The organism is Pseudotabrizicola algicola (genome assembly GCF_010915705.1).
GTDB lineage: Bacteria > Pseudomonadota > Alphaproteobacteria > Rhodobacterales > Rhodobacteraceae > Pseudotabrizicola > Pseudotabrizicola algicola.
Genome location: NZ_JAAIKE010000003.1, coordinates 473,208 through 491,368, shown reverse-complemented (window position 1 = coordinate 491,368; position 18,161 = coordinate 473,208). Strand labels below are relative to the sequence as shown.

The following is an 18,161-nucleotide window of genomic DNA, read 5'->3' as shown; positions in this document are numbered from 1 at the left end:
GCCGGTCAGTCTATGCGCGACGTGCCGGCCCGATCAACCGGCGGGGCATCACGTTCCTGCGTTCTGCCTCCCGCCCCGCCGTGCCAGGCGCCCCGCGCGCGGATGGCCGAGCTGCTGGCGCCGTTCATCGGCAGGTTGATGAAGGCCCAGACCGGAGGCTGCCGCCCCCCCAGCCATTCGCCCCGGTCAAGCTGTTTGCCGCGAAAGGCCTGCGCCGCACGGCTCAGCCGCGCCTTGACGCCCGATCCGGGCCGCGCCAGCACCGCCACCGGCACCTGCGCCAGAATATCCTGCCAGCGGTCCCAGCGGTGGAACTGCACCAGATTGTCCGCCCCCATCAGCCAGACAAACCGCACCCCCGGATAGATTGCCTGCAACCGGTCCAGCGTCGCATGGGTGAAGCGCGTTTGCAGCCGCGCCTCCAGATCGGTGATCCGCACCCGCGGATGCCGCATCACCGCCTGCGCCCGCGCGATCCGGTCCGCCATCGGGGCGGGTTGCCTTGCCTTGAGCGGGTTGCCGGGGCTGACCAGCCACCACACCTGATCGAGGCCGAGCCGCTTCATCGCCTCACGCGTGATATGCGCATGGCCTTCATGCGCCGGATCGAAAGAGCCGCCCAAAAGCCCGATGACCATCCCCCGCGCCGCCAGCGGAAATCCCTGCCGCACACTCGCCCTCCTCTGCACATGCCCCCGTTTCAAAGGGTTGCCGCGCAAAGTCAATGCCCGCCCCCTGCACGCGCCGCGCCCCTTCACCGGCTGGACCGGCGGAACCGCCCCTGCACTGCCACCGCAGCGCAAAACACGACCTTCCATTGCCCCCGCGCCCGCTTTCGCCTATCTGAACAGCAACGCATTCAGCACGGGATCCAGGGCCATGGCCAGCTATCAATATGTCTACCACATGGAAGGCGTCTCAAAGACCTATCCGGGTGGCAAGAAATGCTTCGAGAACATCCACCTGAACTTCCTGCCCGGGGTCAAGATCGGCGTCGTCGGCGTCAACGGCGCGGGCAAGTCCACCCTGCTCAAGATCATGGCGGGCATGGACAAGGACTTCAAGGGTGAGGCTTGGGCCGCCAAAGGGGCCAAGGTCGGCTATCTGGCGCAAGAACCCTATCTCGATCCGGCGCTGACCGTGAAGGAAAACGTAATGCTGGGCGTCGCCAAGCAGACCGCGATTCTGGAACGATACAACGAACTTGCGATGAACTATTCCGACGAGACCGCGGACGAGATGGCGCAGTTGCAGGACCAGATCGACGCGGGCAACCTGTGGGAACTGGAAGCCACCGTCGGCGTCGCGATGGATGCCCTGCGCTGCCCGCCCGATGATGCCAATGTCGAGGACCTGTCGGGCGGGGAACGCCGCCGCGTCGCGCTGTGCAAACTGCTCTTGGAAGCGCCCGACATGCTGCTTCTGGACGAACCGACCAACCACCTTGACGCCGAATCGATCGCATGGCTGCAAAAGCACCTGATCGCCTACAAGGGCACGATCCTGATCGTCACCCACGACCGTTACTTCCTTGACGACATCACGTCCTGGATCCTCGAACTCGACCGTGGCCGCGGGATTCCCTATGAGGGCAATTATTCGGCATGGCTCGACCAGAAGGCCAAGCGCATGCAGCAAGAGGCGCGCGAGGACAAATCCAAGCAGAAGGCGCTGGAAAAGGAACTGGAGTGGATCCGCTCCGGTGCCAAGGCACGTCAGGCCAAGGGCAAGGCGCGTCTGTCGCGCTATAACGAGATGGCCAGCCAGACCGTCACCGAACGCGCCAGCACGGCGCAGATCATCATTCCCAACGGCGAGCGGCTGGGCAACAAGGTGATCGAGGTCACGAACCTGAAAAAGGCGATGGGCGACAAGCTGTTGATCGAAGATCTCAGCTTCACCATCCCGCCGGGGGCCATCGTCGGCGTGATCGGCCCGAATGGTGCGGGCAAATCGACCCTGTTCCGCATGATCACCGGACAGGAAAAGCCCGACGAAGGCACCATCACGCTGGGCGAGACGGTGAAACTTTCCTACGTCGACCAGTCGCGCGATGCACTCGATCCGGAAAAGAACGTCTGGGAGGAAATCTCGGGCGGGTCCGAGATCATCCAGCTGGGCGACATGCAGATGAACAGCCGTGTCTACACGGGGGCGTTCAACTTCAAGGGCACCGACCAGCAGAAGAAGGTCGGCCTGCTGTCGGGCGGGGAACGCAACCGCGTTCACATGGCAAAGCTGCTGAAATCGGGCGGCAACGTGCTGCTGCTTGACGAACCGACCAACGATCTGGATGTGGAAACCCTGCAGGCGCTGGAATCGGCGATCGAGGATTTTGCGGGCTGCGCGATCATCATCAGCCACGACCGCTTTTTCCTTGACCGGCTTTGCACCCATATCCTCGCCTTCGAAGGGGATGCCCATGTGGAATGGTTCGAGGGCAACTTCGAAGCCTATGAACAGGACAAGATCCGCCGTCTGGGGCCGGATGCGCTCGAACCCAAGCGGGTGAAATACAAGCGCTTCAGCCGCTGAATCGGGGACATACCCTTGGTGCGAAGGCGGGGCTTGCCCCGCCTTTGTTTTTTGCGCGCGCGGTGGGGGGCGTCAAGACGGGCGCGAGGGACGCGGCCCCCGCCGGACATCGCGCTGCGAAGCGCCCGCCGGCAGGTCTGTGATGCCCGGCCCCTTGCGGGAACCAAAGCGGGGATCGGGCGTTGACAGGCAAGCACCCAGGAAAGGACATCCTATGAAAGGCGGACTTGCATGGCTGATCGGCATTCCGATCCCCATCATCATTCTTCTCTACCTGATCGGCGTTTTCTGATCACGACACCACGGCCCTGAGGGCCACCGGCGCCCTGTCGCCGCACAGACCTTCGCCCTGACCGGGGCGGAGGTCTTTTGCATTGCGCCGCAGATCCACGCCTTCGCCCGCCAGCGCCACGCGGCCGCGCGCCCCGCTGAACCGCACGCCACAACGAAGAGCCCGCAGACAAAATCCACGGCCATCAACAGTTTAGCATTTTGGGTAAATGGCGGACCCGGAGCGATTCGAACGCCCGACCCTCAGATTCGTAGTCTGATGCTCTATCCAGCTGAGCTACGGGTCCGCTATGGGGGCGGATGTAACGGCCCCTGCCGGGGTTTGCAAGGGCAAAAGTCACAGACTGTGCAGACTGTTTTCAGAAATCTGCTTGGGCAGGTGAATCACGAATTCGCTGCCTTCGGAATCGCTGCGCGCCAGTTCGAGCCGCCCGCCATGCCCGCGGATCAGTTCGGCCGAAATCGCCAAACCCAGCCCCGTGCCGCCCTTGCGCGTGCCGCCCTGGAAGGCGGCAAAGAGATGCTCGCGCGCTTTGGGCGGCAGGCCCGGCCCGGTGTCGCCCACCCGCAGCCACCATGCGCTGTCGCCCTCTCCGGCGGAAATCTCGACGGTGCCGCCCCGTCCGGTCGCCTCCATCGCCTGCCTCGCATTGCGCACCAGATTGGACAGGACACGGTAGAGCTGTTCGCTGTCGGCCCGCAGGGACAGCCCTGCGGGAATGTCGATCAGGGCGGTGACGGGGCTTTCGCCCGACAGCCCCTCGGCCTCTGCCACCTCTTCCGCCAAGGGACGCAAGGCGAACCATTGCAGGCGCGGCGGCGGTTCTTCTGCCTTGCCGAAGGCCAGTGTCGCCTCGCACAGATTGACCGCGCGGCTGATCGACCCCACCAGCTTGGGCGCCGCGCGGGCGACCATCGGATCGGCGCTGCCTTCGATCCGGTCCGCGAAAAGCTGCGCGGTGGTCAGGATATTGCGCAGGTCATGGCTGATCTTGGCGACGGCCCCGCCCAGTTGTGCCAGCCGTTCCTTTTGCCGCAGCGCGCCTGTCAGCTGCTTTTGCATGCTTTCCAGCGCATCCTCGGCGGCGCGCAGTTCCACCACCGGCGAAGTGGGCGCGATGACGCGGCGGGCGTCTTCCGGAGCCTCGGCATAGGCCTGCATGTGGTTCACCACGCGGCGAATCGGGGCCACGATCATCCGCTGCACGGAGATGAACAAAAGCACCGCCGTGACCGCCGAGATCAGCACCGACAGCACAAGGATGCGCAGCCCGTAATCGAGCATGGCGCGGCGCAGCGGCCCGGTTTCCATCGTGACCTCGATCAGCAAACCCGCCTGCTGCACCGGATTGCCGATGACCCGGATCACGCGGTTCATCGGGTCGCGCAGCACCACGAAGGCATCGCGGATCAGCTCCCACGGGCCAGAGGCGCGCAGGTCATAGGTGTCGTAGATCGCGGCCGGAATGGGTGAGGACAAGACCAGCTGCCTCACCTCGTCGCGCCGCAAGACGACGTTGAACACGCCGGCATTCACCAGCAATTCTGCTTCGAGATCGGGGGCGATCACCTCGTCGGTGGTGAGCAGGGCCAGCGATGCGATCTGTGCCTTTTCCAGCCGCAACAGCAGGTAATCGGCACGGAAGCGGGCGATGGACGGCACCAGAATAAGCACCTCGGCCAGCATGACAAAGGCGATTGTCAAAAGCAGGAACCGCCCCGAGAGCGTCTTGAAAAACCCGCCGTTCCCCGCCTTCACCCTGCCCCACCCTCCTGTCGTCCTGCGTCAGGGCATCACCCGCTGCACCAGACGCACAAACCGCTTGAGCATAGGATTATCAAAGAGTTTGGGGGAAAAATAGGCTCCTGCCGCACGTTTCGAGATTTCGCCCAAGGTCGGATAGGGGGCCACCATGCCTGCGATGGCACTGATCTTGGCGCGGGAAGCGATGGCAAAGGCCCAAAGCCCGATCAACTCTCCCGCCTGCGGGCCGACGATGGACACCCCGACCGGACGCCCCCCCGCCACCATCACCTTGAGCAGCCCCTTGGTCTTGCCCTCGGTCTGCGCCCTGTCATTGTGGAGGAACTCTTGGCGCAGCACCGTGAGCGCGTCACCATGCGCCTTGCGCGCCTCGGCCTCGGTCAGGCCGACCTGCGCCAGTTCGGGGTCGGTATAGGTGACCCAAGGGATGTGCCGCGTCGTGGCCTTTGCGGGCAGGCCCAGCACGATCTGCCGGATCACCACCCCCGCGTGATAGCCCGCCACATGGGTGAACTGCAGACCGCCCGCCGCATCCCCCACCGCATAGACACGGCGGTTGGAGCTGCGCAGATCCGGCCCCACCGTCACGCCCTTGCGGTCGTGGCGCACCCCCGCGGCCTCGAGGTTCAGCCCGTCGAGATGCACCTTGCGCCCCGCCGCCATCAGCAGATGCGAGCCGTTCAGCTTGCGCCCGTCCTCAAGCGTGACGGTGATATCGCCCTCTTGCCCCGCCAGCGCGCCGACCTTGGCATTCTCGAGTATCTCCACCCCCTCGGCCCGCAGGTTCGACAGGACCACGGCGGCAAGTTCCGGATCATCGCGGCCAAGCGCCGAGGCGCCTTCGATGACTGTCACTTGGCAACCGAGGCGCCGGTGCGCCTGCGCCATTTCCAGCCCGATCGGACCGCCGCCGATGATCAGCAGATGGTCGGGGCGATCGCGCAGGTCAAAGATGGTTTCATTCGTCAGAACCGGGACCGTAGCGGCCCCCGGAATCGGCGGCACCATCGGGCGGCTTCCCGTGGCGATCACAAAACGGCGGGCCTTGATGCTCTGCCCCCCCGCCTCGACCGTATCGGGTCCGGTGAACCGCGCCCAAGCGCGGATTACCTGCACGCCCAGCCCTTCGAACCGCTCTTGGCTGTCGACGGGGGCAATGGTTTCGATCACGCGGGCCACATGATCCTTGACGGCGGCAAAATCGACCTGTGGCTCGACCGGCGTGATGCCGAATTGCGCCCCATCGCGCATGGCCTGCGCCGCCTTGGCCGCCGCGATCAGTGCCTTGGACGGAACGCAGCCCGCATTCAGGCAATCGCCCCCCATCTCGCCGCCCTCGATCAGCACCACACGCGCGCCCATCTGCACCGCGCCCGCTGCGATGGACAAACCGCCCGATCCTGCACCGATGATGCAGATGTCTGTCTCGATCTGGCGCATGTCAGGCCTCTTTCTTGAAACGCTTGAGAAGGATCGGCAGTGCCGAGAGCGCGGCCAGCCCCAGAATGGGGCCAAGGATATGCGGCGCAAAGAGAATCGACAGATCAGGCGTTTCCCCGCGCGCGAAAACCTCGCCCAGACCGGCGCCCACCGAGGTAAACACCAAAGTGCCCGGAATGATCCCTGCGAAAGTGGTGACGGCAAAGCGCCAGACCGAAGTGCCGACGAAGGCAGGCAGCAGATTGGCGATGAAGAAAGGCACGGCGGGCACCAGACGCATGATGAGCAGAGCCGACCATTCGTTCTCGCGCAGGTTCTGCTGCAGGCGCGCCGCCGCGCCGCCCTTGCCTTCGATACGGGCCGCAACATCGGCCCCGAACCCGGCCCGCGCCGCAAGGAACACCACGACCGCCCCGAGCGTTGCAGCCCCCACATTGTAAAGCCCGCCGGGAAACAGGCCGAACAGGAAGCCCCCCGTCAGGGTGGCGATGGTGCCCCCCGGCAGGCTGAAGCCCACAATCGCCACATAGGCCGCCACAAAGGTGAGGCTGGCGAGCGCGAAATTGGCGTCACGGAAGGCCAGCAGCGAGTCGCGGTGACGGGCCAGCGTTTCGAAACTGATCTGGTCGCGCAAAAGGAAGGCCCCCCCGAGCGCGACAAGCGCGATCACCAGAATCGGCAGGCGTTTCAGGACGGGGCTTTGCGTTGCGGTCATGGGGCTCTCTTTGCGGCGGATTGTTTGCATTACGCATGACGGGCGGAATGTGTTTCAGCAAAAGCGGTTTGCAACAGCGGCTTCACGCGGCCTTGATCGCAGACCCCGTGCGCTATGTCAGGCGAAGTTCTGTGTTTTGTTGGCAGAATTCGGCGCAGCCTGCGTTGACTTGGCCGCCAAGCCTGCGTAAAGGACGGGCTTCAAGTTCCCTGCCCTCGAATCCTTTGGGGTTCGGGCAAGCCGTCTGATGGAGAGCCGCGATGAAGCGCACATACCAACCGTCTAACCTGGTCCGCAAGCGCCGCCATGGTTTCCGCGCCCGCATGGCCACCAAAGGTGGCCGTCTGGTGCTGGCCGCCCGCCGCGCCAAGGGCCGTCACAAGCTGTCCGCATAAGTCTTTCGGCCCTGTCCGGGCCGCAGATGGATAGGCAAGACATGACGCCGCCGGAGGAAACGGGCCAAGGCATTACCGCCGAAGCGCCCGTTGCGCCTCCGGCGGTTTCGCTTTGCCTGCAAACCATGCGCCACCGCCCCGAATTCCTGCGCGCCGCTTCGGCCCGCCGGCAGGGGACGGGTGGCTTTTTGTTGCAGGCGCGTGACCGCAAGGATGACGCGCCGCATGTGCAGGTGGGTTTCACCGCCTCCAAAAAGATCGGCAATGCGGTGTTTCGGAACCGCGCCAAGCGCCGCCTGCGCGAGGTGGCGCGCGCGGTGCTGCCCGGTCTCGCGCAACCCGGTTGGGATTATGTGCTGGTCGCACGCCCCGGCGCGACGGTGGACCGCCCCTTTGCCCTGCTTCTGGCGGATCTGGAGGCCGCGCTGCGCGCCGTCCACGCGCCGCGCTCCCGATGACAGGGCCGGGGCGCGGGATGACGCCGCTCGCGCATCTGATCGCCTTGCCGGTGCGCGCCTATCGCCTGCTGCTCAGCCCTTGGGTCGGGCATGGCTGCCGGTTCCAGCCCACCTGTTCGGTTTACGCGCTCGAGGCACTCCAGCGGCATGGCGGCCTCAAGGGCGGCTATCTGACCGTGCATCGCCTGTGCCGCTGCCACCCCTGGGGCGGACATGGCTATGATCCGGTGCCGGGGTCAGACCCCGACCATGACGCCTCACTCCAGCGTGGCGATGATCGCGCGTAGGGTCTCGATCCCCTCACCCTTTTCGGAACTCGTCACCACGATCTGCGGGAAGGCCGCCGGATGCTTGGTCAGTGCGGCCTGAACCTGCGCGATCGTCTCGGCGCGGGTTGCGGCATTCACCTTGTCGGCCTTGGTCAGCACCACCTGAAAGGTCACCGCCGACTTGTCGAGCAGGGTCAAAATCTCTTTGTCCACTGCCTTGACCCCGTGGCGCATGTCGATCAGCACGAAGGCCCTGCGCAGCGTCTGCCGCCCTTGCAGGTAGGAGCGCAGCAGCGCCTGCCACTTTTCCACGATCGCCACCGGCGCCTCGGCGTAGCCATAGCCGGGAAGGTCGACCATGTAGCGCCGATCTCCCAGCGCGAAATAGTTGACCTCTTGCGTCCGCCCCGGCGTGTTCGACGCCCGCGCCAGCGTCTTGCGCCCAGTCAAAGCGTTGATGAGGCTCGATTTCCCCACATTCGAGCGTCCGGCAAAGCAGACCTCGATCCGGTCGGCAGGGGGCAGTCCGGGCATGGCGACCACGCCTTTTACAAAATCCACCGGTCCGGCGAACAACAGGCGGCCCAGTTCGCGCGGCTGCTCGTCGGGCAGGTCGGCCAAGGGAAAACGTGCAGCGCTCATAGCACCTCCACTGGGTCACCACAGGCGATGGGACCGGATTTCGTGACCACGGCGTAAAGGCCGAAGTCCTGATGGCCGAAAGCAGTCTGCAAGGCAGACAGCGTATCGGCATCGGCCACCCCCGTTTCGGGGTTTACCGTGGTGGCCTTGCAGCGCGTGATGCGCTCTTGCAGCCGCACCTCGGCCCCGCCGATGCGCAGGCTGCGGCCAAGCAGGTCCCACTCGGCCCAAGGCGCGAGCCCGTCAAGCCAGAGATTGCCGCGCCAGCGATGGACCGACAGATCGCGCCCCATGCGCGCGCCCAGATCGGCGTTGGACGCAAGGTTGAGGACCGCCAGATACGGCTCTGGCACATCTGTCATCGCCTGCCCCGGCACATGGCACAGCCGCGCCGGAGCCGGACGGTCCTGCGGCCAGAGCGGACGCACCCAGGCCAGCAGCGCGGCGCTATCGGTGTCGGGCGCGAGGGTGATCTCCCCCGCTGCGGGATGGGTCAGCGTAAGCCGCCGGGTCCCCTCCTCCAGCCGCGCGCGGATGGCCATCAACTCCGGCCCCGCGACGCCGCGCAGAAAGTTCATCTTGGGCTGCCAGCCGGTGGGTGCCGCCACCTTTGCCGCCTCGTGCAGCAGCGCCCATTCCCGATCAAAGGGCAAAGCGCGCCCCTCTGTCAGGGACGCGCTTGCCAGTTCCTCAAAGCCGATGGATTTGATCGGATGGCGGCAGATCTGGGCCAGCCGGATCATTTCTTCTTCGACTTCACACTCTTGTCAGCCACCGGCACGGGCTGCTTGCGCTTGAAGCCCGACTTGATGTTGCCGAACAGGTCCGGCTTGTGACCGTGGCTGCGCATGATGGCGTATTGCTGGACGAAGGTGATCACGTTGTTGGTGATCCAGTAGACCACAAGGCCGCTGGCAAATCCGCCGAGCATGAACATGAACACCCAGGGCATCCAGGCAAAGATCATCTGCTGGGTCGGGTCGGTGGGCGCGGGGTTCAGCTTTTGCTGCAGCCACATGCTGACGCCGAGCAGGATCGGCAGGATACCGATGAAGATCAGCGCCATGATGCTGGTCGGCTCTGGTGCCGCCCAAGGCAGAAGGCCGAAGAGGTTGAAGATCGACGAGCTATCGGGGGCCGACAGGTCATTCAGCCAGCCGAAGAAGGGCGCGTGGCGCAATTCTATGGTGACGAAGATCACCTTGTAGAGCGCGAAGAAGATCGGAATCTGGATCAGGATCGGAAGGCAGCCCGCGGCGGGGTTCACCTTCTTGTCCTTGTACAGCTTCATCATCTCGCGCTGCATCATCTGCTTGTCTTCGCCCGCACGCTCCTTGATGGCCTCCATCTCGGGCTGCAATTCCTTCATCCGCGCCATGCTGACATAGGATTTGTAGGCCAGTGGCAGCACCAGCAGCTTGAGGATGAAGGTCAGCGCGATGATCGCCAGACCCATGTTGCCGATGGTGGCGTTCAGCCAGTGCAGCAGCGCAAAGATCGGCTTGGTCAGGAAGAAGAACCAGCCCCAGTCGATCGCATCGATGAAACCGGGGATCGGCTGGCCCGTGCCGGTGATGGCCCCGTTGTTCTGATAGGCGCGGATGGTTTCCCATTCCTTGGCACCGGCAAACAGGCGCTGCGTGGTGGTAGCCGTCTCGCCGGGGGCGACCGTCAGCACCGGATGGCGCGTCTCGGTCTGGTAGATGTTGGCCTGCGGCACGAACTTGGTGACCGAGGTAAACGGCTTGCCCTGTTCCGGCACCAGCACCGTCATCCAGTATTTGTCGGTAAAGCCGATCCAGCCGTCGGTGGTCGCCTCGACCACAGCGGCCTGCGCGCCCTCACGCTCGACCAGCGGCAGATCGGCGACCTTGTCATATTTCGTTTCGGTCAGCTTGCCATCGGCGCGGGCGACCACGCCTTCGTGGCTGACAAAGAAGTTCTCGAGATTGGTCGGTTTGCCGTGACGGGCGACGATGCCATAGGGGAAAAGACGCGCCTCGGCAGCGCCGGTGTTCTGCACGCTTTCCGTCACGGTGAACATGAAGCGTTCGTCAACCGCGATCTGGCGGGTAAAGACAAGCCCGCTTCCATTGTCCCACCGCAGGGTGACCGGCTGGCCGGGCGACAGGGTGCCGCCGCCTGCAGGCATCCATTCGGTATTGGCACCCGGAACGTCATCAAAGCCGAGCGTTCCGGCAGGGCCCCAGCCAAACAGGGCGTAATAGGCATTCGGCTGGCCCACGGGCGCGAGCAGCCGGACAATGCCGGAATCGTCATCGATCGTTTGCTGGTAGGTCTTGAGTTCCAGATCATCGATCCGGCCGCCGAGCAGCGAGATGGAGCCCGTCAGTTCCGGCGTGTCGATGGTCAGACGCGGCGCCTCTGCCGTGGGGGCGGCGCCATCGGCTGCCACGGTTGCACCGGGCTGCGTCGCGGCCGGGGGCGTGGTGGCGTCTGTCACCGTCACCGCGGGTGCGTTGGGGTCAACCACCGGCTCGGGCGGCGGAAACAGCACAAACCAGACCATGATGACCACGAAGGACAGCACGGTTGCGAGGATAAGGTTCTTGTTCTGATCGTCCATCGGGACTTCCGCCACCATTGTTCAGGTCAGCGGTCGTTCAACAGAAGGGGGCGGCAAAGGTCAAGCGGTTTTCCGAAGGCGGGGCCAGTATTGATGTGGCAAAGCGCCTCTGGCGGCCCCTGCGCCCACAAGCGACGCCCCCGAGGCGACAGCGCCCCCGCTAACGCTGACGACCGAACCGGCGGGTTTTCACCCGCTCTCTTTCGTGGCGCGCGATCCAGCCAAAGGTTTCCTCCAGCGCCATCGGGCGCGAGATGCCGAAGCCCTGCACATGACCACAGCCCAGTTGCGCCACCGTCGCATGTTCACCGGGGGTTTCCACGCCTTCGGCCAAGGTTTCTAGCCCGAGCTGTTCACACATCGAAAGGATCGCCGCCACCATCCGCTTTTGGTCGGCGTCGGTGTCGCAGCGCTGCACAAAGCAGCGGTCGACCTTGATCCGCCGCACCGCAAAGCGGCGGATATTGGCAATCGAGGCGTGACCCGTGCCGAAATCGTCCAGATCAATGCCGCAGCCCAGCGCCGCCAGCCGCGCCAGATTGGTGACAATCACATCATCGTCAGGACGCGACGCCACCGTTTCCAGCACTTCGACCGTCAGCCGCTGCGGGGCGAGCGAAAAGCGGTCAAGCTCCCATTTCAGCTGGTCGGGCAGACGGGGGTTGCCCAGTTCGGCGGCAGAGAAATTGACGGAAACGCGCGGAACACGGTGTCCCGCCTTGTCCCAGCGCGTCATCGCCGAAAGGGCACCGTAGAGAATCACCTCTCCCAGACGTTCAGACAGACCCGCCTCATGGATCAGCGGCAAGAACTCGGCCGGGGCGATGATCCCTCGGTCGGGGTGGTGCCAGCGGGCCAAAGCCTCGAACCCGCTGATCTCTCCGGTATCGGTCGAAAGCTGCGGCTGGAACCACGGGCGGATCTGCCCCTCGTCCAGCGCGGTTTCCAGCCCTGCGCGCAGGGCGGCACGATCGGCGCGACGGCCCGTCATTTCGGGCTGATAGGCGCGGATGGCGCCCGGTCCGTTCCATGCCGCCTCTTCCGCGGCGGTGCGCGCAGCCCCCAGCAGCGGGGCCGCATGCAGCGCGGGGGCGCGCACGGACAGACAGAACCCGACGGAAAGCGACGGATGCACCGTCATGTCGCCAAGGACCAGCGGCGCGGTCGCCGCGGCCTGCAGGCGCACCGCGATTTGCACCGCATTTTCCAGATCAAGCCGCCGAACCGGCGCAAGGCTGATGGCAAAGCCGCCCCCCTGCAGCCGTGCGACCACATCACCGGGGCGCAACGAGAGGCTGAGCCGTTCGGCAATGCGCTGCACCATCTGATCGCAAGCCAGCCTTCCATGCCGGGCGGCCATCACATCGGCATCATCAAAGACAAGCACGAAGCAGGCAGTCGAGCGCCCGTCATGCGCCAGCCCGTCAAGAACCCTGTCCAGATGGGCAAGAAACCGCGGCTCTGTCGCAAAACCATCGGCCCCGGCGTTATCGGGCGCGCTGCCCGCTGCCACCCTGCCGCGCGCGAAGACGGCAAAGACCAGCGGGACCGCAACCGCCAGCGTCAGCAGCCCCCCTTCCCCCCCCAGCCAATAGGCCGCGACCGAAAAGGCCGGCATAAGGACAAGCCCGTCAACACCCGCGAACCGGCGCAAGACGCCCAAAGCTGCGGTCTGGGTGAAAAATTTGCCGCGCATGGCGCCCCCGATATGCCACGGGCCAGCCGCCCATGCCCGCCAAGGCTAGGGCGTGCGGGTATGCGAAACCTTAATCCGCATCGCGAAGTTGCGGAGGATTGTCGGTATCCGGGGCCATCTGCTGCATCAGCCCGGCAAAATCGAACAGGCCGGGGTCTGCCAGATGCGAGGGGCGCACATTCATCAGCGCGCGGAACATCACCTGACGCCGTCCCGGCACCCGCGCCTCCCATTCATCGAGCAGTTTCTTGACCTGGGCCCGCTGCAGCCCTTCCTGGCTGCCGCACAGATCGCAAGGGATGATCGGATAGCCCATCGCCCGCGCGAAACGGTCGCAATCGGCCTCGGCGACGAAGGCCAGCGGCCGCGCGACGAAAAGATCGCCGTCCTCATTGAGCAGGCGCGGCGGCATCGACGCAAGCCTGCCCCCGTGAAACAGGTTCATGAAGAACGTCTCGAGAATATCGTCCCGGTGATGGCCCAGAATCACCGTGGAACAGCCCTCTTCGCGCGCGATGCGATACAGGTTGCCGCGCCGCAGGCGGGAGCACAGGCTGCACATGGTTCCGCCCGGCTTGATCTTGTCGATTACCACCGAATAGGTGTCCTGATACTCGATCCGGTGCGGCACTCCCATCCGCGTGAGGAAATCGGGAAGCACGGTGGCGGGAAAGCCGGGTTGGCCCTGATCGAGGTTGCAGGCCAGCAGATCGACGGGCAACAGGCCGCGCCACTTCAACTCGTGCAGCACCGCAAGCAGGGTATAGCTGTCCTTGCCCCCCGACAGGCAGACCAGCCAACGGTCGCCCGCGCGGGCCATACCGTAGGTTTCGATCGCCTCGCGTGCCTGCTGCACCAGCCGTTTGCGCAGTTTGCGGAACTCGAGCCCCTTGGGCGCGCCATGGAACAACGGGTGGATGTCGTCGGCATCGTCAAGCATCATGGCCTCCGCAGGATGGGCGGGGTATGCGGCCCATGCGGGCGCTCGTCAAGCGTTCCCGCTTTCCTCGCTGGCACCGCAAGCGACAAGCGCCCGCAAGGGAGCGCGGAGCGCGCCGTCAGACATGCTGCGCGCCGTTCACTTCGATCTCGGCCCCCGAGATATAGCTCGACTGGTCCGAACACAGAAACCAGATCACATCCGCCACTTCCTTGGGCTGGCCAAGCCGCTGCATCGGCAGCTTTTCCACGATCTTGTCGGTCCCGGGCGACAGGATCGCGGTTTCCACCTCTCCGGGCGCAATCGCATTCACCCTCACCCCCAAGGGGCCGAAATCATGCGCCATCTCACGCGTCAGCGCCGCCAGCGCCGCCTTCGATGTCGCATAAGCCGCGCCGGCAAACGGATGCACCCTGACGCCCGCTATCGAGGTGACATTGACAACAGAGCCCTTGGCAGCCGCCAGTTCCTCCTTCAGCCCGCGCGCCATGATGACGGAGGAGAAGAAATTGACATGGAACACCTGCCCCCATGTGCGCAGGTCGGTATCCAGCGTGTTCAGCCGGGCGCCATCCGGCCCCTTGGGGCTGATCCCGGCGTTGTTCACCAGCGCATCGAGCCGCCCGTTCACCTTTTGCTTGATCGTCTCGATCGCGGCGATGGTCTTGTTGGGATCGGCCAGATCGAGCTGGATGTGGTTGTCCTCGCCGCCCGGCCAGGGGCAGCGCGGATCGAACGGCTGGCGCGAGCAGGTGAGCACGCGCCAACCCTCGGCTGAAAACCGCTTGACGGTGGCATGGCCGATTCCACGCGAAGCCCCCGTGAGCACAATGGTTTTCTGATCGGACATGGCGGCCCCCTGCTTTGGGCGAACCCTACGCTTATGCTAAGGAAAGGCAAGGCGGGACTGGGCGCTTGGCAGGCCGCGGCAAAGGCGTTACCAACCTGCGAACCCCGGAGGCCCCATGAAACAGCAGACCCTGACCATGCAAGATGCCCTGAACACCGCAAAGATGCTGTCCGAAGCCCTGCCCTACCTGCAACGCTATGCCGACTCGGTCGTGGTGGTGAAGTTCGGCGGCAACGCCATGGGAGACGACGCTGCCATGGCGGAATTCGCCCGTGATATCGTGCTGATGCGACAGGTCGGGGTGAACCCGGTGGTGGTGCATGGCGGCGGGCCGATGATCAATGACATGCTGACCAAGCTCGGCATCAAATCCGAATTCGTGCGCGGCAAACGGGTGACGGACAAGGCGACGGTGCAGGTGGTCGAGATGATCCTGTCGGGCCTTGTGAACAAGCGCATCGTGCAGGCGATCATGGATGCCGGTGGCCGCGCGGTCGGCATCTCGGGCAAGGACGATGACCTGATGGTCTGCGAGGCAGATGACCCGGAACTCGGCTTTGTCGGCCGCCCGGTAGAGATGAACGTGCAGGTGCTGCGCGATCTTTACAAGGCGGGGATCATCCCGGTGATCGCGCCCGTCGGCACCGGCATGGCGGATAACGAGACCTTCAATGTGAATGGCGACACCGCCGCCGGCGCGATTGCGGGTGCGCTGCAAGCCGACCGCCTGCTGCTGTTGACCGACGTCGCCGGCGTCAAGAACGCCGCCGGAGAGGTGATGACCCAGATCACCCCCGACGAGATCCGCCAGATGACAGCCGAGGGCGTGATTTCGGGCGGAATGATTCCCAAGACCGAGACCGCGCTGATGGCGATCGAACAGGGCACCCGTGCGGTCACCATTCTGGATGGCCGCATCCCGAATGCCTGCCTTCTGGAACTGTTCACCGACCACGGCGCGGGCAGCCAGATCCGGTCGACCGAGCCGCGGGTGAAGCCGAGGGTGCGCCGCTGACCGGACCGGGGGTGCCTCCGGCGGGAGTATTTGGAAAAGGTGCAAATGGCAGAGCTGAGCCTTGACCGTCTGTCCGTGCTCTTGGAGCCGCATTATCTGGAAGTTCTGGGCGGGTTCGGCTGCGCGGGGGACCCGGCCTTTCCGGACTGGGCGCGCAGCCTTGTGCTGCTTGGCCCGCGCGAGCCGGGGTTCTGGCCGCATCTGAAGGCGCAGCCGGAATGGGGCGGGCCGGACCCGGTGGATCGCTGGTCGCGGCGGGTCATCGGGCGGCTGGCTTGCGATCTGGGCGGCAAGGCGCGCTTTCCCTTCGGCGGGCCGCCCTATGACCCGTTCTACGCCTGGGCGCTGCGCAGCGGGCGGATCTGGGACAGTCCGGTGCGGCTTCTGGTGCATGGGGCCCAAGGGTTGATGGTGAGCATCCGGGGCGCACTGGTCCTGCGCGAGGCGCTGGATTTCACGGCGGGGGAAAAGCCCTGTCTGACCTGTGTGGAGCGGCCCTGTCTGACCGCCTGTCCGGCGGGGGCGCTTGGGGCGGCGGGCTATGATGTGCCGGCCTGTCACGCCTATCTTGACATGGCGGAGGGGGCCGCCTGCCTGACGGGGGGCTGTCTTGTGCGGCGCGCTTGCCCGGTGTCGCAAGGCTATGCAAGACTTGCCGAACAGTCGGCCTATCACATGGGGCGATTCCACAGGGCGGGGTAACCGCCCGTATTCGGGGGGAGTGGGAATGAAGCGCCTTATTCTGACGCGGCACACGAAATCGAGCTGGGATGACCCTCTTACGCCCGACCACGAGCGGCCGCTGAACGAGCGGGGGAAGGCGGCGGCGGCGGATCTGGGGCAATGGCTGGCGAGCCGGGGCTATGTGCCGGGGCAGGTGCTGTGCTCGGACAGCTTGCGGACCCGCAAGACCTGGTCGGGGATTGCCCCTGCCCTGCCGGCGACGCCGGTGCTGGAGCTGAAGCCCGCGCTCTATCATGCCGGACCCGAGGTGATGCTGGCGGTGCTGCGGCATGCCTCGGCCGATACGGTGATGATGATCGGGCATAATCCCGGCATCGCGGAATTTGCGGCCCGGATCGTCGCGCAGACCCCGCTGAACCCCGAGTTTTCCCGCTTTCCGACGGGGGCGACGCTGGTGGTGGATTTTGTGGTCCCGACCTGGGCCGAGGTGGGGTTCGGGCTGGGGGCGGTGGATGATTTCATCGTGCCGCGAGAGATCATGGCCTGACCCTCCCTGTGTTACAAAGGAAAGACTCGTTTGGAATCAACCCCTTGACCCTGCGGCGTTAACCTTTTGTCAACCTGATCCCGGCGTGGGCCATGCTTGCGGCGGGGGCGGGTTTCAGGCATGACGCAGGATCAGAGGTCAGGACAAGGCGACAGCGCATGGATTACGGAAAATCGGGCAACCCGAAACTGAGCAAGGATCAGGGCCGTCAGAAAGACCCCAGCGCCAAGCCGGGCAAGGAATTGAAGGCCAAGGCTCCGACCAAGATTCCGAACAGGCGCCCGAGCAAGGAAGAACTGCTGGAGCGGCTGAAGGCCAAGGCGGCGGGCAAGAAGGCAGAGGACTGAGCGGCGGGCCAAGCGAAGGCCCCCACGCACAGCGGCAAGCGCCGCCACGGCGAGGCCCCGTCAGCGCGCGGCGTTTCGAACGGCCCCCTGAGGCGCGGTGAAGCGGTAGAACAGGTTCGGCTCTGACACGATGTAGAGCCTGCCATCCGCGTCCAGGGCCAGCCCTTCGGCCTGCTGGATGGTATCCGCAAGCCCGTTTTCGCCCGCGCGCAGCGACAGGAACCCCAAGGGCTGCCCGTCGGCGTCGAACTCGGCCAGAAAGGCCGACATATGGCTGAGCAGAAGCAGGGTTTCGCTGGATTCGTTGAAGGACACCGAGGACAGATCGAGCATCAGAAAGCCCTTTAGCGAGGGCAAGGACCATTGCCGGATGTCGAGTGCCAGCCTGCCGCCGCGCATGGCGCTGTCCAGTCCGGTGACGCGGATCACCCGCATCGGGCGCATTTCCTGAACCAGATAGAGGCTGCGCGTCACGGAATCCCATGACACGCCTTCAAAGCCCATGTTGCGGCTGTAGTCGATGCCAAGGGTCATCCGGTGCCCCTGCCCCAGTTGAACCGAGGTGCTTTCGGGCCGGATCGACACCCAGTGCAGCGACTGGTCGCCTTCGTCCGACAGAACGAAGGTATCGCCCTCGATATGCGAAATGCCCTCGGGGTCGATGCTGCCCAGCACCGGCATAAGGCGCAAAAGCCTGCCATCCGTGCTCAGTTCGGCCACCTGTGGCGGCCTGTTGATGACCGCAAACAGCGTATCGGTGCGGCTTGAATAGGTCAGCCCCGAGAGGTTGCTCGTCAGCCCCTCGACCGCCTTGCCATCTATATCGGCGATGCGGTTTGCCGCCAGCACATGCGGCACGCCAGCATCCTGCGCGGTGACCCAAGCGAAATAGAAAGGCGCCGCGCGCCCGCTTGCCCAGAACACCACGATTGCCCCGAGGCAGAGCGTGAGAACCAGAGCAAGCAGGCGGCGGCGCATCTATCGT

General features: G+C 65.0%; 19 protein-coding genes and 1 tRNA gene. 8 read left to right on the top strand and 12 right to left on the bottom strand.

Annotated features, from left to right (window positions below; translation table 11 throughout):
* Positions 1-5: 5 nt before the first annotated feature.
* Positions 6-671 carry a nicotinate-nucleotide adenylyltransferase gene (locus tag G3572_RS12040; RefSeq protein ID WP_164612083.1) on the bottom strand — a complete coding sequence of 222 codons (666 nt, stop codon included), beginning with the start codon at positions 669-671 and terminating at the stop codon, positions 6-8.
* A gap of 208 nt (positions 672-879) precedes the next feature.
* Between G3572_RS12040 and ettA the strand changes: the two genes are divergently transcribed.
* Positions 880-2,535, top strand: coding sequence for an energy-dependent translational throttle protein EttA (gene ettA / locus G3572_RS12035; protein ID WP_164612081.1), 1,656 nt, complete (start codon positions 880-882; stop codon positions 2,533-2,535).
* A 501-nt stretch (positions 2,536-3,036) separates the two neighbouring features.
* Here the strand turns inward: ettA and G3572_RS12030 are convergent.
* From G3572_RS12030 to G3572_RS12015, 4 genes are all read right to left on the bottom strand, one after another.
* A tRNA-Arg gene (locus G3572_RS12030) sits at positions 3,037-3,113 on the bottom strand.
* A 50-nt stretch (positions 3,114-3,163) separates the two neighbouring features.
* On the bottom strand, positions 3,164-4,513 hold the full coding sequence (locus G3572_RS12025) for a sensor histidine kinase (RefSeq protein ID WP_164612550.1): 1,350 nt from the start codon (positions 4,511-4,513) through the stop codon (positions 3,164-3,166).
* A 99-nt stretch (positions 4,514-4,612) separates the two neighbouring features.
* The gene (locus G3572_RS12020) at positions 4,613-6,031 is read right to left on the bottom strand and encodes a dihydrolipoyl dehydrogenase family protein (RefSeq protein ID WP_164612079.1); all 1,419 of its coding nucleotides are present in this window, start codon (positions 6,029-6,031) and stop codon (positions 4,613-4,615) included.
* A 1-nt stretch (position 6,032) separates the two neighbouring features.
* The gene (locus G3572_RS12015; RefSeq protein ID WP_164612077.1) at positions 6,033-6,746 is read right to left on the bottom strand and encodes a TVP38/TMEM64 family protein; all 714 of its coding nucleotides are present in this window, start codon (positions 6,744-6,746) and stop codon (positions 6,033-6,035) included.
* A gap of 260 nt (positions 6,747-7,006) precedes the next feature.
* On the opposite strand from G3572_RS12015, the gene rpmH reads away from it, so the two are divergent.
* The 3 genes from rpmH to yidD are packed head-to-tail and all read left to right on the top strand — an operon-like array spanning position 7,007 to position 7,886.
* A complete protein-coding gene (rpmH, locus tag G3572_RS12010) occupies positions 7,007-7,141 on the top strand; it encodes a 50S ribosomal protein L34 (protein ID WP_100195973.1) in 135 nt (44 codons plus the stop codon).
* A gap of 41 nt (positions 7,142-7,182) precedes the next feature.
* On the top strand, positions 7,183-7,599 hold the full coding sequence (rnpA, locus tag G3572_RS12005; protein WP_164612075.1) for a ribonuclease P protein component: 417 nt from the start codon (positions 7,183-7,185) through the stop codon (positions 7,597-7,599).
* A 17-nt stretch (positions 7,600-7,616) separates the two neighbouring features.
* Entirely contained in the window at positions 7,617-7,886 is a 270-nt protein-coding gene (yidD, locus tag G3572_RS12000; RefSeq protein ID WP_164612073.1) for a membrane protein insertion efficiency factor YidD, read from the top strand.
* Here yidD and yihA read toward each other — a convergent pair.
* The 6 genes from yihA to G3572_RS11970 all read right to left on the bottom strand — a co-directional run bounded on the left by yihA (position 7,857) and on the right by G3572_RS11970 (position 14,583).
* Positions 7,857-8,510, bottom strand: coding sequence for a ribosome biogenesis GTP-binding protein YihA/YsxC (gene yihA, locus G3572_RS11995; RefSeq protein WP_164612071.1), 654 nt, complete (start codon positions 8,508-8,510; stop codon positions 7,857-7,859). The two genes, yidD and yihA, sit on opposite strands and share 30 nt — an antisense overlap.
* Positions 8,507-9,253 carry an MOSC domain-containing protein gene (locus G3572_RS11990; RefSeq protein ID WP_164612069.1) on the bottom strand — a complete coding sequence of 249 codons (747 nt, stop codon included), beginning with the start codon at positions 9,251-9,253 and terminating at the stop codon, positions 8,507-8,509. Before G3572_RS11990 ends, yihA begins: the two co-directional genes overlap by 4 nt.
* Entirely contained in the window at positions 9,250-11,097 is a 1,848-nt protein-coding gene (gene yidC / locus G3572_RS11985; protein WP_164612066.1) for a membrane protein insertase YidC, read from the bottom strand. The genes G3572_RS11990 and yidC overlap by 4 nt, the downstream gene beginning before the upstream one ends.
* 160 nt (positions 11,098-11,257) lie before the next feature.
* Positions 11,258-12,793, bottom strand: coding sequence for a putative bifunctional diguanylate cyclase/phosphodiesterase (locus tag G3572_RS11980; protein ID WP_164612064.1), 1,536 nt, complete (start codon positions 12,791-12,793; stop codon positions 11,258-11,260).
* Between the two features lie 70 nt (positions 12,794-12,863).
* Positions 12,864-13,733: a tRNA 2-thiocytidine(32) synthetase TtcA gene (gene ttcA / locus G3572_RS11975; protein WP_164612062.1), complete on the bottom strand. Its 870-nt coding sequence runs from the start codon at positions 13,731-13,733 to the stop codon at positions 12,864-12,866.
* Between the two features lie 118 nt (positions 13,734-13,851).
* Positions 13,852-14,583, bottom strand: a complete 732-nt coding sequence (locus G3572_RS11970) for an SDR family NAD(P)-dependent oxidoreductase (RefSeq protein WP_164612060.1) — start codon at positions 14,581-14,583, stop codon at positions 13,852-13,854.
* 136 nt (positions 14,584-14,719) lie between these two features.
* On the opposite strand from G3572_RS11970, the gene argB reads away from it, so the two are divergent.
* The 4 genes from argB (at position 14,720) to G3572_RS11950 (ending at position 17,176) form a co-directional block, all read left to right on the top strand.
* Positions 14,720-15,598 (top strand): acetylglutamate kinase, encoded by an 879-nt coding sequence (gene argB / locus G3572_RS11965; RefSeq protein WP_435530979.1) that lies wholly within the window; start codon positions 14,720-14,722, stop codon positions 15,596-15,598.
* A 45-nt stretch (positions 15,599-15,643) separates the two neighbouring features.
* A complete protein-coding gene (locus tag G3572_RS11960) occupies positions 15,644-16,300 on the top strand; it encodes a ferredoxin (protein ID WP_435530975.1) in 657 nt (218 codons plus the stop codon).
* Positions 16,301-16,325: 25 nt separating this feature from the next.
* Positions 16,326-16,829, top strand: coding sequence for a SixA phosphatase family protein (locus G3572_RS11955; protein ID WP_164612056.1), 504 nt, complete (start codon positions 16,326-16,328; stop codon positions 16,827-16,829).
* 158 nt (positions 16,830-16,987) lie between these two features.
* On the top strand, positions 16,988-17,176 hold the full coding sequence (locus G3572_RS11950) for a hypothetical protein (protein WP_164612055.1): 189 nt from the start codon (positions 16,988-16,990) through the stop codon (positions 17,174-17,176).
* 60 nt (positions 17,177-17,236) lie between these two features.
* Here the strand turns inward: G3572_RS11950 and G3572_RS11945 are convergent, their stop codons facing one another.
* The gene (locus tag G3572_RS11945; RefSeq protein WP_164612053.1) at positions 17,237-18,154 is read right to left on the bottom strand and encodes an SdiA-regulated domain-containing protein; all 918 of its coding nucleotides are present in this window, start codon (positions 18,152-18,154) and stop codon (positions 17,237-17,239) included.
* Positions 18,155-18,161 lie beyond the last annotated feature (7 nt).

Coding starts and splice junctions, on each gene's coding strand:
- G3572_RS11990 (WP_164612069.1), bottom strand. CDS start 9,253: ATGATCCGGCTGGCCCAGATCTGCCGCCATCCGATCAAATCCATCGGC.
- ttcA (WP_164612062.1), bottom strand. CDS start 13,733: ATGCTTGACGATGCCGACGACATCCACCCGTTGTTCCATGGCGCGCCC.
- G3572_RS11955 (WP_164612056.1), top strand. CDS start 16,326: ATGAAGCGCCTTATTCTGACGCGGCACACGAAATCGAGCTGGGATGAC.
- G3572_RS11960 (WP_435530975.1), top strand. CDS start 15,644: ATGGCAGAGCTGAGCCTTGACCGTCTGTCCGTGCTCTTGGAGCCGCAT.
- G3572_RS11980 (WP_164612064.1), bottom strand. CDS start 12,793: ATGCGCGGCAAATTTTTCACCCAGACCGCAGCTTTGGGCGTCTTGCGC.
- ettA (WP_164612081.1), top strand. CDS start 880: ATGGCCAGCTATCAATATGTCTACCACATGGAAGGCGTCTCAAAGACC.
- argB (WP_435530979.1), top strand. CDS start 14,720: ATGCAAGATGCCCTGAACACCGCAAAGATGCTGTCCGAAGCCCTGCCC.
- G3572_RS11950 (WP_164612055.1), top strand. CDS start 16,988: ATGGATTACGGAAAATCGGGCAACCCGAAACTGAGCAAGGATCAGGGC.
- yidD (WP_164612073.1), top strand. CDS start 7,617: ATGACGCCGCTCGCGCATCTGATCGCCTTGCCGGTGCGCGCCTATCGC.
- G3572_RS12020 (WP_164612079.1), bottom strand. CDS start 6,031: ATGCGCCAGATCGAGACAGACATCTGCATCATCGGTGCAGGATCGGGC.
- yihA (WP_164612071.1), bottom strand. CDS start 8,510: ATGAGCGCTGCACGTTTTCCCTTGGCCGACCTGCCCGACGAGCAGCCG.
- G3572_RS11970 (WP_164612060.1), bottom strand. CDS start 14,583: ATGTCCGATCAGAAAACCATTGTGCTCACGGGGGCTTCGCGTGGAATC.
- yidC (WP_164612066.1), bottom strand. CDS start 11,097: ATGGACGATCAGAACAAGAACCTTATCCTCGCAACCGTGCTGTCCTTC.
- G3572_RS12025 (WP_164612550.1), bottom strand. CDS start 4,513: ATGCTGGCCGAGGTGCTTATTCTGGTGCCGTCCATCGCCCGCTTCCGT.
- G3572_RS12015 (WP_164612077.1), bottom strand. CDS start 6,746: ATGACCGCAACGCAAAGCCCCGTCCTGAAACGCCTGCCGATTCTGGTG.
- G3572_RS11945 (WP_164612053.1), bottom strand. CDS start 18,154: ATGCGCCGCCGCCTGCTTGCTCTGGTTCTCACGCTCTGCCTCGGGGCA.
- rnpA (WP_164612075.1), top strand. CDS start 7,183: ATGACGCCGCCGGAGGAAACGGGCCAAGGCATTACCGCCGAAGCGCCC.
- rpmH (WP_100195973.1), top strand. CDS start 7,007: ATGAAGCGCACATACCAACCGTCTAACCTGGTCCGCAAGCGCCGCCAT.